Source organism: Phenylobacterium sp. (genome assembly GCF_030680185.1).
In the GTDB taxonomy this organism is placed as follows: Bacteria; Pseudomonadota; Alphaproteobacteria; order Caulobacterales; family Caulobacteraceae; genus Phenylobacterium.
In genome coordinates this window covers 58,108-71,452 of the sequence record NZ_JAUXVZ010000054.1, presented here as the reverse complement: position 1 = coordinate 71,452, position 13,345 = coordinate 58,108, and the positions used below count along the sequence as shown (strand labels likewise).

Annotated in this window: 12 protein-coding genes; 2 read left to right on the top strand and 10 right to left on the bottom strand. The window is 67.3% G+C overall.

All coding sequences use genetic code 11. The features are described 5' to 3' along the window. Nucleotides 1–33: 33 nt before the first annotated feature. The 3 genes from Q8L83_RS13640 to Q8L83_RS13630 form a co-directional block, all read right to left on the bottom strand. Nucleotides 34–1,323 carry a homoserine dehydrogenase gene (locus Q8L83_RS13640; protein ID WP_305287816.1) on the bottom strand — a complete coding sequence of 430 codons (1,290 nt, stop codon included), beginning with the start codon at nt 1,321–1,323 and terminating at the stop codon, nt 34–36. Next, a complete protein-coding gene (locus Q8L83_RS13635; RefSeq protein WP_305287814.1) occupies nt 1,320–2,540 on the bottom strand; it encodes an LL-diaminopimelate aminotransferase in 1,221 nt (406 codons plus the stop codon). The genes Q8L83_RS13640 and Q8L83_RS13635 overlap by 4 nt, the downstream gene beginning before the upstream one ends. 112 nt (nt 2,541–2,652) lie before the next feature. Further along, nucleotides 2,653–3,105, bottom strand: coding sequence for a hypothetical protein (locus tag Q8L83_RS13630; protein WP_305287813.1), 453 nt, complete (start codon nt 3,103–3,105; stop codon nt 2,653–2,655). A gap of 78 nt (nt 3,106–3,183) precedes the next feature. On the opposite strand from Q8L83_RS13630, the gene phaC reads away from it, so the two are divergent. After that, entirely contained in the window at nt 3,184–5,235 is a 2,052-nt protein-coding gene (gene phaC, locus Q8L83_RS13625) for a class I poly(R)-hydroxyalkanoic acid synthase (protein ID WP_305287812.1), read from the top strand. Nucleotides 5,236–5,275: 40 nt separating this feature from the next. Here the strand turns inward: phaC and Q8L83_RS13620 are convergent, their stop codons facing one another. The 7 genes from Q8L83_RS13620 to Q8L83_RS13590 all read right to left on the bottom strand — a co-directional run bounded on the left by Q8L83_RS13620 (nt 5,276) and on the right by Q8L83_RS13590 (nt 11,739). Then, nucleotides 5,276–6,535 carry a serine hydrolase gene (locus Q8L83_RS13620; protein WP_305287810.1) on the bottom strand — a complete coding sequence of 420 codons (1,260 nt, stop codon included), beginning with the start codon at nt 6,533–6,535 and terminating at the stop codon, nt 5,276–5,278. A gap of 84 nt (nt 6,536–6,619) precedes the next feature. Beyond that, on the bottom strand, nt 6,620–7,117 hold the full coding sequence (gene msrB, locus Q8L83_RS13615) for a peptide-methionine (R)-S-oxide reductase MsrB (RefSeq protein WP_305287808.1): 498 nt from the start codon (nt 7,115–7,117) through the stop codon (nt 6,620–6,622). A 49-nt stretch (nt 7,118–7,166) separates the two neighbouring features. Further along, the gene (locus Q8L83_RS13610) at nt 7,167–8,753 is read right to left on the bottom strand and encodes an ATP-binding protein (RefSeq protein ID WP_305287806.1); all 1,587 of its coding nucleotides are present in this window, start codon (nt 8,751–8,753) and stop codon (nt 7,167–7,169) included. A 129-nt stretch (nt 8,754–8,882) separates the two neighbouring features. Then, nucleotides 8,883–9,869 carry an N-acetyl-gamma-glutamyl-phosphate reductase gene (gene argC / locus Q8L83_RS13605; RefSeq protein WP_305287804.1) on the bottom strand — a complete coding sequence of 329 codons (987 nt, stop codon included), beginning with the start codon at nt 9,867–9,869 and terminating at the stop codon, nt 8,883–8,885. A gap of 107 nt (nt 9,870–9,976) precedes the next feature. Next, a complete protein-coding gene (gene rpsI / locus Q8L83_RS13600; RefSeq protein WP_305287802.1) occupies nt 9,977–10,447 on the bottom strand; it encodes a 30S ribosomal protein S9 in 471 nt (156 codons plus the stop codon). Nucleotides 10,448–10,452: 5 nt separating this feature from the next. Beyond that, a complete protein-coding gene (gene rplM, locus Q8L83_RS13595; protein ID WP_305287800.1) occupies nt 10,453–10,926 on the bottom strand; it encodes a 50S ribosomal protein L13 in 474 nt (157 codons plus the stop codon). Nucleotides 10,927–11,088: 162 nt separating this feature from the next. Continuing rightward, entirely contained in the window at nt 11,089–11,739 is a 651-nt protein-coding gene (locus Q8L83_RS13590) for a 2-hydroxychromene-2-carboxylate isomerase (protein ID WP_305287798.1), read from the bottom strand. A 158-nt stretch (nt 11,740–11,897) separates the two neighbouring features. Here Q8L83_RS13590 and Q8L83_RS13585 point away from each other — a divergent pair, with 158 nt between their 5' ends. Next, complete coding sequence (locus tag Q8L83_RS13585; RefSeq protein WP_305287796.1) at nt 11,898–13,325, top strand: alkaline phosphatase PhoX; 1,428 nt, start codon at nt 11,898–11,900, stop codon at nt 13,323–13,325. The last annotated feature ends 20 nt before the right edge of the window (nt 13,326–13,345 follow it).

Sequence of the window (13,345 nt, the reverse complement as noted above, 5' to 3'; positions counted from 1 at the left end):
TCGGCCTTTGGAACCTCTAGTTTCGCCGGATTCTCAGATCCGTGCGATTCGCATCAGTCGTGGCGCCTCGATCACCGCCGGATGCCCGCCGATCCGCGCCACGGCTTCAGCCAGCACGGCCTCGGACACCGAATGGGTGGTCAGTACGATCGGGACCCCTTGCGCGTCCTCGACGGGCTTCTGCAGGAAGCTCTCGATGGAGACGCCGGCTTCGGCCAAGGTCTCGGAGACCGCCGCGATCACGCCGGGCTCGTCCTTGACCAGCAGGCGCAGATAGGCGCGAACCAGGCTGCGGCTGCGATCCACCGGCGTGAAGGCGGCGAGCTCGGTGGCCGGACGCTGGAAGACCGGGCGAACGGCCTGGGTCATCACATCGGCGATGTCGGCGGCGACGGCGGCGGCCGTGGGACCCGCGCCCGCGCCCGCGCCCTGGATGAAGATGCGACCCAGCCGTTCGCCTTCGATGAACAGGGCGTTGAGCGCCCCGCCGGCTTGCGCCAGGGGATGGGCGAGCGGCACGAGCGAGGGATGGACGCGCACCGCGACCCCCTCGTCGCTGCGGTCGGCCGAGGCGATCAGCTTGATGCGATAGCCCAGGTCCTTGGCCATGCGGATGTCGAGCAGCTCGACCTGACCGATGCCCTCGACCTCGCAGGCGGCGAAGTCCGGGGCGCAGTTGAAGGCGAGCGCCGCCAGGATGGTGATCTTGTGGGCCGCGTCGAAGCCGCCCACGTCCATGGTCGGCTCGGCCTCGGCATAGCCCAGCCGCTGGGCCTCGGCGAGCACGTCCTCGAAGGCGCGGCCGCCCTGCTCCATCTCGGTCAGGATGAAGTTGCAGGTGCCGTTGAGAATGCCCGACAGGCTGCGGACATCGTCGCCGACCATGGCCTCGCGGACCATCTTCACCGCCGGCGTGCCACCCATGACGGCGGCCTCGAACAGCAGCGGGACGCCCGCCGCCTCAGCCAGGGCGGCGAGCTCGGCGCCATGTTCGGCGATCAGCGCCTTGTTGGCCGTAACCACGGGCTTGCCAGCCTTCAGCGCGGCCTCGACCGCGGCCTTGGCCGGGCCGTCGGAGCCGCCGATCAGCTCGACGAAGATGTCGATCTCGTCCGACTGAGCCAGGGCCACGGGATCGTCGAACCAGGGCAGGTTCGAGATGTCGAAACCCCGGGGCCTGGTCCGCGACCGGGCCGAGACGCCGGCCACACGCACCTGACCGCCGGCTGGCGCAAAGGCCGGCCGCTCAGCGAGAAAGGTCAGCAGGCCTGTGCCGACGGTGCCCAGGCCGGCGACGCCGATGCGCCAGTCGCGCGGGCTCATTGGGCGGCCATGGTGTTGTGCGCCCGCTCGAGGATCTCGTCGGCCGAGCCCAGGAACTTCTTCACATTGCGGGCGGCCTGACGGATGCGGTGCTCGTTCTCGACCAGGCCGACGCGAACAAAGCCTTCGCCATACTCTCCGAAGCCCACGCCGGGGGCGACGGCCACGCCGGCCTCTTCGATCAGCAGCTTGGAGAACATCAGAGCCCCGGCTTCCTTGAATTTCTCGGGCACAGGCGCCCAGGCGAACATGGAGGCCTGGGGCGAGGGAATATCCCAGCCTGCCCGCTTCATGGATTCCACCAGCACGTCGCGGCGGGACTTATAGATGGCGCGGATTTCGGCGACGCAGTCCTGCGGGCCGTTCAGCGCCGTGGCCGCAGCCACCTGGATCGGCGTGTAGGCGCCGTAGTCCAGATAGGACTTCACGCGCGCCAGGGCGTTGCAGATCCGCTCATTGCCCACGACCATCCCGACCCGCCAGCCGGCCATGGCGTAGGTCTTGGACAGGGAGTTGACCTCGACGGCGATGTCCTTGGCGCCTTCGACCTGCAGGACCGACGGCGGCGGGTTGTCGTCGAAATAGATCTCCGAATAGGCGATGTCGGAGATGACCAGCAGGTCGTGCTTCCGGGCCAGCGCAATGGCGTCCTTGTAGAAGTCCAGGTCCACGCACTGGGCCGTGGGGTTGGACGGATAGGACAGGATCAGGACGCTGGGCGGCGGGGCCGAATGCTTCACCGCCCGCGAAACGCCAGCCAGATACTCCTCGGGCGAATGCGCCGGCACATGGCGGATGACGCCGCCGGCCATGATGAAGCCATAGGCGTGGATCGGATAGGCCGGGTTCGGACAGATGATGACGTCGCCGGGCGCGGTCAGCGCCTGGGCCAGGTTGGCGAAGCCTTCCTTGGAGCCCAGGGTGGCGATCACCTCGGTGTCCGGGTTCAGGGTGACGCCAAAGCGACGCTTGTAGTAGCCGGCCATGGCGCGGCGCAGGCCGATGATGCCCTTGGAGGCCGAATAGCGCCCCGCCTTGGGGTCGCGGGCGGTCTCGATCATCTTTTCGACGATGTGCTTGGGCGTCGGCATGTCGGGATTGCCCATGCCGAAGTCGATGATGTCGGTGCCCTCGGCGCGAAGCCGCGCCTTGATGCGGTTCACCTCCTCGAGAACATAGGGCGGGAGGCGTCGGATGCGGTGGAATTCGGGGGTCATTTTAAGCTCTGCCGCGACTGCGGCGTCTGGGAGCTGAAGGTCGCGCATGGATAGACTCCAGGCTGGAGTCCGCCAAGCAGGCTCAGGGAACTTTTCGCCTCCGCAGGCCCCCTCAACGGGGCGACGGAGGCGGTGTAGCTCGCGCCCTGGCGTCCCGGGCGAAGGCCTCGGTGTCGCTCGTGGTGATCGCCGGCGGCGGCGTCGCGGCGGCCTGGGCCCGCGCGGCGAACGCGGTCGTGCCGTCCAGGGTCCAGGTCCCGGGCGCGGTCTGGGCCGCGAGCTCTGCGCCGGCGGCTTCGACCCCGGCCACGGCCTGCGCCCAGCTGCGCGCCGGACGAGGATTGGCGGGCGTCGGCGGGATGTCGCTGAACTTCGGATAGGCGGTCTCGGCCCGCGCGCCCTCGAGCACCGCCTGGGCGGCCGGCGATTCCGGATCCACGGGTGCGGTGGCGAACGGGCTGGCGCCAGCGCAGCCGCCCAGGATGGAGAGCCCCAGACACGCGCCTGCGCCGCGCCACCAAGGGGCGCTTTGTGCGTTTTGAAAAAGGCGAGCCAAGACGTTCATGTCCGCCTCGCTCTTATGACATGATGCGATCTAGTGAAAGGGCTGCAATCGGCCCACCTGCCGGGAGGATGGCGTTCCATGAGCGAAAAAGGCTCGCAGACCAAGGGCTCCGGCTCGAAGAGCGGAACGAAGCCCAAGACATCCGCTCCCAAATCGAAGGCTACGCGCAAGGCCGCCGACAAGGCCGCAGCCACGCCGGTCGAGGCCAAGGCCGCGTCGGCGCGGAAGACCACGCCCAAACCCCCTCGCAAGCCCAGATCCGCGGCCCCGCCCCCGCCCCAGCAGGAACCCGCCCAAGCGGCCTCTCAGGCGAAGCCGCAGGACGCCCCCTCGCCGGCCGTCTTCCCGGACCTCACCGCCGAGCAACGCCGCCTGCTCGAGAATCTGTCGACCAACCTGGCCCGGGCGGCCATGACCGCCCAGGGCGCCATCGCTGAGGCGGCCCTGCGTCAGGCCGACCGACCGGCCGCGCTTTCGCCCGACCCCTTCCACATCGGACCGTCCCTGACCGAGGTCATGGGCAAGCTGGCCAGCCAGCCCGACCGCCTGGTCCGCGCCCAGGCCGACCTCCTGACCCGCTACATGGACCTCTGGCAGGCGACGGCCCGACGCATGGCCGGCGAGACGCCTGACCCGGTCGCCCAGCCCCCCAAGGGCGACAAGCGGTTCCTTGACCCGGACTGGTCAGAGAACCCGGTCTTCGACGTGATGAAGCAGTCCTACCTCGTCACCGCCGATTGGCTGCAGGGCCTGGTGGGCGGCGTGGAGGGCGTCGAGCCGATCTCGCGCCGCCGGGTCGAGTTCTTCATGAAGCTGCTGACCGACGCCTTTTCGCCGACCAACTTCCTGGCCTCCAACCCCACGGCCATGCGCGAGATCATGGCCACCGGCGGCGAGAGCCTGGTGCGGGGCATGGAGAACTTCGCCGCCGACCTGGCGCGCGGCGGCGGCCAGCTGGCGATCAGCCAGACCGACTACGAACAGTTCAAGATCGGCGAGAACGTCGCCACGGCGCCGGGCAAGGTCGTCTTCCAGAACGAGCTGCTACAGCTGGTTCAGTTCTCGCCGTCCACCAAGACGGTGCACGAAATCCCGCTGATCATCTTCCCGCCGTGGATCAACAAGTTCTACATCCTGGATCTTCGCCCGGACAATTCGATGATCCGCTGGCTGGCCGACCAGGGGATTACCGTCTTCGTCGCCTCCTGGGTCAACCCGGACAAGAGCCTGGCGGGCAAGACCTTCGAGGACTATCTGCGCCAGGGCATCTATGAGGCCACCGACGCGGTCATGAAGCAGGCGGGCGTCGATCGCGTGAACGCCGTCGGCTACTGCATCGGCGGGACGCTGCTGTCGGCGGCCCTGGCCCATATGGCGGCCAAGAAAGACTCGCGGATCGCCTCGGCCACCTTCTTCGCCGCCCAGCAGGACTTCAGCGAAGCCGGCGACCTGCTGCTGTTCACCGACGAGTCCTGGCTGAAGGACCTGGAGCAGAAGATGGACGCCGAGGGCGGGGTCCTGTCGGGCCAGGCCATGGCCGACACCTTCAACGTCCTGCGCTCCAACGACCTGATCTGGTCCTTCTTCGTGAACAACTATCTGATGGGCAAGGAGCCGCGCCCCTTCGACCTGCTGTTCTGGAACTCCGACCAGACCCGCATGCCCAAGGCGCTGCACATGTTCTATCTGCGCCAGTTCTACGGACAGAACGCCCTGGCAAAGGGCGAGCTGGAGCTGGGCGGCGTGCGCCTGGATCTCGGCGCGGTGAAGACGCCGGTCTATGTGCAGTCGTCCAAGGAGGACCACATCGCCCCGGCGGTTTCGGTCTATCGCGGGGCGCGCCTGTTCGGCGGCCCGACCACCTTCACGCTTTCGGGTTCAGGGCACATCGCCGGGGTGGTCAATCCGCCGTCGGCGAAGAAGTACCAGCACTGGACCTTCGACCAACTCCCCGAAAGCCTGGCCGACTGGCAGGCGAACGCGGTCGAAACGCCCGGCTCCTGGTGGCCGCACTGGATCGAATGGCTGAAGGGCTATTCCGGCGACATGGTCCCGGCCCGCGACCCGGCCAAGGGGCCATTCAAGCCGATCGAGGATGCGCCGGGCAGCTATGTTCAGGTGAAGTCGTAGGGGCGGACCGCCGCCGAGGCTGGCGGCGGTCCCCTAACCCTTAGTCCGTCGTCAGCGCCTCATAGACGAGACGCGGCGAGATGTCCCGCATGGGCGGCGTGCCGGCGCCTGGAATGCTGCCCCGCAGGTTCTGGATCATGCCGACAAAGACCAGGTCGTTGGTCGGGTCGATCCAGAACCAGGTCCCGAAGGCCCCGCCCCAGTAGAACGAGTTCAGCCCTTGCGGCGTGCCGGCGGCCTGCGGATCGTTGATGACTGCGAAGTCCAGACCAAAGCCGGTTCCAGTCTGGCTGGGACCATAGAGGTCGACCGTCACGCCTTCGGCCAGCACATTGGTGCGCATCAGCTCGACTGTCTCGGGCTTGAGAATGCGGGCGCCGTCCAGCTCCCCGCCATTGGCCAGCATCTGGGCGAACCGCCAGTAGTCTTCTGCGGTTGAGAACAGCCCGCCGCTGCCCGACAGGAAGGCCGGCGGGCTGGTGGGCGCCGCCCTCACCTCGCCGGCCGGCGCGATCAGGCCGTCGTCGCCATAGGTGTGGACCGCCGACACGCGGGCCAGCTTGGCGCTGTCCACGTGGAAGCCGGTGTCGTCCATCTTCAGGGGATCGAAGATCCGGCTTTTGAAGAAGGCGTCGAGAGTCTGGCCCGACAGCTTCTCGACGATATAGCCCTGGATGTTGACGCTCGGCCCATAGCGCCAGTCGGTCCCCGGCTGCACGGCCAGCGGCAGGGCGGCCAGCTTGTCGATCATCGCCTGGAGATCGTCGTCCTGCAGGCCATCGTCGTCATAGCCGGCGCTGACATCGAAGCCCGCCGTATGGCTCATCAGCTCGCGCATGGTCATGGGATGGGCCTGAGGCTCGGTTCCACCGTCGGGGGTGGCCACCTTCAGGTCTGCGAATTCCGGGATATATTTGGCGACCGGATCGTCCAGGCTCCACTTGCCCTCTTCCCAGAGGATCATCATGGCCACGCCGGTGATCGGCTTGGTCATGGAGGCGATGCGATAGATGGTGTCCCGGTCCGTCGCCTGGCCGGTGGCGACATCCTGGACGCCATAGGCTTCGAAGTGGACGACCTTGCCCTCGCGTGCCAGCAAGGTGACGGCGCCAGCCAGCTTCTTCTGATCGACCAGGGCCTGCATCTCGGCCTTCAGGGCTTCGACGCCCGTCGCCGAGAAGCCGGCCTCCGCAGGCGCCGCCATGGGGACGTCGGCGGCCAGGACCGGCCCGGTCGCCAGAGCGGCCAGCGCCAGGGCCGACGCTGCGCCGGCCAGCCGACGCGCAAGGTGAAGTCGCATAGTGCCTCCCTAAGATGTCTTTCTTGTTGGGAGCACTCTTAGGGCGCCGCCGAACTACGGCCTAGATGTTCGTCGCCTCGCTTGTCAGGCCGGCACGAATTTCAGCGCCACGCCATTGTTGCAGTAGCGCAGGCCTGTCGGGCGCGGCCCGTCCTTGAACACATGGCCCTGGTGCCCGAGGCAGCGGGCGCAGTGGTACTCCGTGCGAGGTATCCCGATCTTGAAGTCGGTCTTCTCGCCCAGGGCGCCGTCGATATAGGTGTAGAAGCTCGGCCAGCCGGTGCCGCTGTCATACTTCCAGTCGGACTTGAACAGCGGCAGTTCGCAGCCGGCGCAGACAAACGTCCCTTTGCGCTTCTCGCGGTCCAGGGGGCTCGATCCGGCCCGCTCGGTGCCTTCCCGGCGCAGGACCTGATAGGCGGCCGGCGACAGGCGGCTCTTCCATTGGGCGTCGGTGAGTTTGCGCCAGGACGAGTTGGCATGGGCGTCGGCCGCCTGGGCCTGCGACCCGCTGCTGCAGGCGGCGAGCGCGCTGGCGCCCAACAGAAAGCCCCGGCGATGAAAGGCGTGCATGAGGTTCATGCTTCATCATACGCCGGAAAACCGCATCTGGATGAGGCCGCCGCGAGTCTTAGGCCGCAACGACCGCCTGGATGCCGGCCAGCAGGGTGGCGGCCGTGATCGGCTTGGCCACGTGGATATCGGCGCCGGCCGCTATGGCCTCGTTCTGATGCTCGACCATGGCGTTGGCGCTCAGCATGATAAGGGGCGTGCGCGCTGCGCCGCGCTCAGCCTCCAGCGTCCGGATGGCGCGGGTGGCGGCCAAGCCGTCCATGTGCGGCATCTGCATGTCCATGAGCACCACGTCGAAGGCGCCTGAGGCATAGGCCGATACCGCCTGCAGGCCGTCTTCGACCGTCACCAACTCGGCCGCCTGGCTGGCCAGGATCAGCTGAACCACCCGCTGGTTGGTCGGATGATCTTCGGCGAGCAAGACCCTCAAGGGGCGCTCGCATCTTGGCTGCTGCGCCGATGGGCGGTGATGGGCGATCTGGTCTTCCGTCGGCCCCTCGGCCCGGGGCAAGGGAATGGTGACCACGAAGCGACTGCCCTGCCCGGGCTGAGACGTGGCGGTAATCTTGCCGCCCATCAGGTCGGCCAGGGAGCGACAGATGGAGAGGCCGAGCCCGGTGCCGCCGAACCGGCGGCTGATGGTCGCATCGGCCTGGCTGAAACGGTCGAACAGGCGGGCGGCCTGTTCGGCGTCGAAGCCGACGCCGGTGTCCTCGACCTCAAAGCTCAGGTGCTCGCCGTCAGGAGCCTCGATTCGGCCGATGCGCAGGATGACGTGGCCCCGCTCGGTAAACTTCACCGCGTTGGACAAAAGGTTGCTGATGATCTGGCCGATGCGCGTGGCGTCGCCCACGAAACGCCCCTGAACCGCCGGGTCACGCTCCACCTTCAGGGCCAGGCCCTTGTCATCGACCCGGTGGCGGGTGACTTCGATATAGGGGCGCAGCGCCTCGTCCAGGTCGAAGGGGCGGGTCTCCAGCTCAAGCTGTCCGGCCTCGATCTTGGAGACGATCAGGAAGTCCGACACCAGCCGTTCCAGGATCACGCCGGAATCCCGCACCAGACCGACCATCTCGGCCTGTTCGGGGCTCAGCGGGGTGCGTGACAGGGCGTCGATGATGCCGATCACCCCATTGAGCGGGGTGCGCACCTCGTGACTCATATTGGCCAGGAAGTCCGTCTTGGCCCGGCTGGCCGCCTCGGCCATCGCCTTGGCCTCCAGCAGTTCCCGCTCGGCCGCCACCCGCTCGGTGACATCCCGCGCGACGCCATAGATGCGATCGCCGTAGCGCTGGGCGCGCCACTCCAGGGTGCGATAGCCCCCGTTCCGGTGACGGTAGCGATTGATGAAGCCGAGCACCGGGTCGCCGGGTCGACGCTGCTCGACCTCGGTGACGCTGTGCTGGGTGCCGGGAAGGTCGTCGGGGTGGACCAGGCGCAGCAGCGGCAGGCCTTCCATGTCCTCTGGATCATGGCCGAGAATCGTCTGCCAGGAGCGGCTGGCCTTCAGCACGCGCCCCTCAAGGTCGCGGATCACCAGAAGATCGAGGGACACCTCGAAAAAGGTGCCGATATCCAGGTCCCACGCGTCCCGCCCCCGGGCCGACGCGTCGTCCTGCGGATCAACGAATGACGCGTGGGTCATGAGCGAGAGATCCTTGTAAGCGCCACACGACGACCTGGGCAGATTGGGCGCCGTAGAGTTAAGCTCTGATTGCCGACCCTTGGTCGACGGGGCAGAATCGGCACAAGCCGCGCCGAATTCTGCATATCCCTAGGGGCGACTCAATCCTTCCCCCTCATCCAGGCCCAGCATCAGGTTCAGGTTCTGCACGGCTGCGCCCGACGCCCCCTTCCCGAGGTTGTCCAGCACAGCCAATAGGCGGGCCTGGCCCTTGGCGTCGTCTCCGAACACTTGGAGATGCAAGGCGTTCGTGCCATTCAAGGCCTCGGGATCCAGGGCTTGGACATATCCGCCGGCGCCGGCTCGCGCCCGACTGAGCTGGGAGGTCTCCAGATCGGTCGCCACCTGCACGAAGGCCTCGCCGACATAGGCTTCCGACAGAGCCGCGCGCAGATCTCCCGCGGCTGGCCGCCCCGGCAGCGCCCACAGCGCCACAGGGACCTCGACAATCATGCCCTGGGCGTAGCGGCCCACGGCGGGCGAGAAGATCGGCGGATGGGAAAGCCCCGTATAGGCCACCATCTCCGGCAGATGCTTGTGCGCCAGGGTCATGCCGTACGGCCGGAAGGCGTCGGCCGAGGAAGCTGGCGGCGCCTGTTCGAACTCTTCGATCAACCCCCTGCCGCCGCCGGAATAGCCCGAGACCCCATGGACGCTGAGGGCCGCTTCGGCCGGGATCAGGCCCGCCCGCACCAGGGGCGCGACCAGAGCGATGAAGCCGGTGGACCAGCAGCCGGGATTGGTCACCCGCTTGGAGGCGGCGATGGCCTCGCGATGGCCGGGCGCCATCTCGGGGAAGCCGAACACCCAGCCCGGCGCGGTCCTGTGAGCCGTGGACGGGTCGATGACCCGCACATCGGGATTTTCGATCATCGCCACGGCCTCCCGCGCGCCCTCGTCGGGCAGGCAGAGAATGGCCACGTCCACGCTGTTCAGCAGTTCGGCCCGGGCGTCGGCGTCCTTGCGCCGCGCCGGATCGATGGACACCACCTCCAGGTCCCGCCGGTCGGCCAGGCGCTGACGGATCTGCAGGCCTGTGGTGCCGGCCTCGCCGTCGATGAAGATCCTGTGGGCCATGGTCGTCTCCCGTGGACGATGAACAAGAACTGGGACGCTGGACAAAGAAAAAGGGCGCTCCGGTCTCCCGAAGCGCCCCAATTCGCATACGCGGTGTTCGCGCGCGATTAGCGCTTCGAGAACTGGAAGCTACGGCGGGCCTTGGCCTTGCCGTACTTCTTACGCTCGACGACGCGCGAGTCGCGGGTCAGGAAGCCGTGCGGCTTCAGGACGGGACGCAGGCCCGGCTCGTAATAGGTCAGCGCCTTGGCGATGCCGTGGCGAACCGCGCCGGCCTGACCCGACAGGCCAGAGCCCTTCACGGTCACGATGACGTCGAACTGACCCAGACGGTCGGCGATCTCCAGCGGCTGGGCGATCATCATGCGCAGCACGGGGCGCGCAAAATAGACTTCCTGAGTACGGCCGTTGATGGTGATCACGCCCTTGCCAGGCTTGATCCACACGCGGGCCACGGCGTTCTTGCGCTTGCCGGTGGCGTAGGCGCGGCCGTACTGGTCGATGACCGGTTCGCGCGGCGCGGCTTCGGGATTGGAAGAGAGGCTTTGCAGGGCCTCGAAACCTTGGGTCTCGGACATGGGCCTCAGGCGCTCCGCACGTTCTTGGCGTTCATCTCGGCGAACGCGATGGTCTCGGGGTTCTGGGCGGCGTGCGGATGCTCAGCGCTCGTATAGATACGCAGGTGAGTCATCTGCTTGCGGGCCAGAGGGCTTTCCTTGGGGAGCATGCGCTCCACAGCCTTTTCCAGGATGCGCTCGGGGAACTTGCCGCCGAGGATCTTGTCGGCGGTCCGTTCCTTGATGCCGCCCGGATGGCCGGTGTGCCAGTAGTAGACCTTGTCGGTCAGCTTCTTGCCGGTGAACTTCACCTTGTCGGCGTTGACGACGACGACGAAGTCGCCGCAATCGACGTGCGGGGTGTAGTCGGGCCGATGCTTGCCGCGAAGACGCATGGCGATGAACGAGGCGAGGCGGCCGACCACGGCGTTCTCAGCATCGATCACGATCCACTTCTTCTCGACCTCGGCAGGCTTCAAAGAAGCCGTGGTCTTCATCATGGGGACGATCCGTTAGTTGCGACGGCGGCAAGGCGCCGGCGACGTGAGGCGCGGCATGTACGGGTCGAACGCCACCTTGTCAACACGAATGGGGCCGGAAAGCCTTATAAAACACGGCCTCTAGGCGCAAGGTATCATATTACCTCAGATGATTGACGCCGCCTATCGCGCCTTCAGGCCCTGCTGCTCCAGACGCCACTTGAACTGGTCGAAGCGGTCCTGGCCGAAGAAGGGCTCGCCGTTAAAGGCGATCATCGGCACGCCATAATGGCCGGCCTGTCGTTGCGCGGTCTGGTTGGCCTCTACGACGGCGTCGAGGCGCGCCGATTCGGCGTCGACGGCGCTGGCCAGTTCCTCGGGGTCGAGGCCGGCGCGCGTCGCGGCCTGGGCCAGGTGGTCGCCCTGATGCCAGTTCTCGACCGCGCCGCTCCAGATCACCCGGCTGACCTCGGTCAGATAGGCCAGGCCCCTGCCCCGCTCGGCGGCGGCGACGCCCATCTGGGTCAAGCGATGGATGTGGGGCTGGTCCTTGGGATAGGTGCGCGTGGCCATGTCCATATAAACTGGGTCCGGGCGCGGCCAGGCGAAGGGCAGGCCAAGGAAGGCCGCCTCCCGGTGAATGTCGGTCAGGAAGTAGCTGAACCAGAGCGGGTCGCGGGTTTCGAAGAATTCAGGCGTGCGCACGGCCAGGGGATAGACAGGCCGGATGTTCCCCTTCACATCGTAAGCCGCCTCAAGCGTCATCAGCCGCGGCGTGATCATATAGGAATAGGGCGACCGGAAGGACCAGTAGAGGTCGTAGGTCAGGGTCATGGCGCCACTCCTGTACGCGAAGCCGCCGCGGCCCTCGCTATTGTGGCATGATAACTGTCATTTCTGAGGGTTCCAAGACCAGGAGCGCAGCGTCATCGCCTCGCCATGGCTTTGTCGTATGATGTCGCCACCTAGAGATTCCTGACCACGGACGCCCCATGACCCTTCACCGTCGCGCCCTGCTGGGCGCCGCTGCGGCCGGCGCCGCCTTCTCCGGCTACGCCCTGCGCGCCCAGGCGCAGACCGCGGCCGCCCAGGCCTCGGCTGGCGAGACCTATCTCAATGAGGTCCATGGCTATGGCCCGCTGATCCCCGATCCCTACAAGATCCTCGACCTGCCCGAGGGCTTTTCCTACCGGGTGATCTCCCATGCCGGTCAGACCATGGATGACGGGTTCTTCGTCCCCTACAAGGCCGACGGCATGGCGGCCATCCCGATCGGCGGGTCCAGGATCGCCCTGCTGCGCAATCACGAGCTCAATCCCCGCGACCTGAACTATGGCCCCACCGGGCCTGGTCGCAAGCTGATCGACAAGCTGAAGCCCGAGCAGGCCTATGATGTCGGCCCGGACGGCCATCCCCTGCCCGGCGGCGTCACCACGCTGATCTACGACCTGAAGCGCCAGCGGCTGGAAAGCCAGCATCTCAGCCTGACCGGAACCCTGGTGAACTGCGCGGGCGGCGCGACGCCCTGGGGGTCGTGGCTGTCCTGCGAGGAGACGACGCTGTCGCCCCAGGCAGGCCTTGGCAAGTCGCACGGCTGGGTCTTCGAAGTCCCCGCCACAGCCAAGGGCCTGGTGGATCCTGTCCCCCTGACCGCCATGGGCCGTTTCCAGCACGAGGCCGCCGCCGTCGATCCCGGGACCGGGGTGATCTACGAGACCGAGGACTCCTTCGACTCCAAGGGACTCTTCTACCGCTTCCTGCCCAATGATCGGCGCAACCCGGCCAAGGGCGGCCGGCTGCAGGTCCTGGGCTTCCGCGACGCCCCCGAGGGCGGCGATGCACGCAACATGAAGGGCTCGGAGCCCACCTGGCGGGTCGGCGAGTCCCGCGACTGCGTCTGGATCGACGTCGAAGGTTCGGACAATCCCCACGAGGACCTGCGCCTGCGCATGCAGGCGGCGGGCGCCGCCTTCGTCGGCCGTGGCGAAGGGATCTTCTGGAGCCCGGACGGGGTCTATTTCACCTGCACGTCCAGCGGCCCGGCCGGCCACGGCCAGGTGCTGCGCTACATCCCAAGCCCGCACGAGGGCCAGGCTGGCGAGGCCGATGCGCCTGGCCGGCTGGAGCTGTTCGTCGAACCGACGGACGCCCGGGTCATGGACTTCGCCGACAACCTGGCGATCTCGCCCTGGGGGCACATGTTCGCCTGCGAGGACCGCTATTCGGAGACCCTGCGCAATCACCTGAAGGGCATCACCCCCGACGGCCGGGTCTACACGATCGCCCGCAACGTCTTCGAGGGGAACGCCGAGCTGGCCGGCGCCTGCTTCTCGCCCGACGGCTCGACCTGCTTCGTCAATATCTACTGGCCGGGCCTGACCCTGGCGATCACCGGCCCCTGGAACAGCTTCCGCGTCTAGCCAGAGCGCGTTCCGACTAA

Excerpts from the sequence above, each read along its gene's own strand:
- Q8L83_RS13630 (WP_305287813.1), bottom strand. The coding sequence starts at position 3,105 with ATGAACGTCTTGGCTCGCCTTTTTCAAAACGCACAAAGCGCCCCTTGG.
- Q8L83_RS13640 (WP_305287816.1), bottom strand. The coding sequence starts at position 1,323 with ATGAGCCCGCGCGACTGGCGCATCGGCGTCGCCGGCCTGGGCACCGTC.
- Q8L83_RS13585 (WP_305287796.1), top strand. The coding sequence starts at position 11,898 with ATGACCCTTCACCGTCGCGCCCTGCTGGGCGCCGCTGCGGCCGGCGCC.
- Q8L83_RS13620 (WP_305287810.1), bottom strand. The coding sequence starts at position 6,535 with ATGCGACTTCACCTTGCGCGTCGGCTGGCCGGCGCAGCGTCGGCCCTG.
- rpsI (WP_305287802.1), bottom strand. The coding sequence starts at position 10,447 with ATGTCCGAGACCCAAGGTTTCGAGGCCCTGCAAAGCCTCTCTTCCAAT.
- argC (WP_305287804.1), bottom strand. The coding sequence starts at position 9,869 with ATGGCCCACAGGATCTTCATCGACGGCGAGGCCGGCACCACAGGCCTG.
- rplM (WP_305287800.1), bottom strand. The coding sequence starts at position 10,926 with ATGATGAAGACCACGGCTTCTTTGAAGCCTGCCGAGGTCGAGAAGAAG.
- msrB (WP_305287808.1), bottom strand. The coding sequence starts at position 7,117 with ATGAACCTCATGCACGCCTTTCATCGCCGGGGCTTTCTGTTGGGCGCC.
- Q8L83_RS13610 (WP_305287806.1), bottom strand. The coding sequence starts at position 8,753 with ATGACCCACGCGTCATTCGTTGATCCGCAGGACGACGCGTCGGCCCGG.
- Q8L83_RS13590 (WP_305287798.1), bottom strand. The coding sequence starts at position 11,739 with ATGACCCTGACCTACGACCTCTACTGGTCCTTCCGGTCGCCCTATTCC.
- Q8L83_RS13635 (WP_305287814.1), bottom strand. The coding sequence starts at position 2,540 with ATGACCCCCGAATTCCACCGCATCCGACGCCTCCCGCCCTATGTTCTC.
- phaC (WP_305287812.1), top strand. The coding sequence starts at position 3,184 with ATGAGCGAAAAAGGCTCGCAGACCAAGGGCTCCGGCTCGAAGAGCGGA.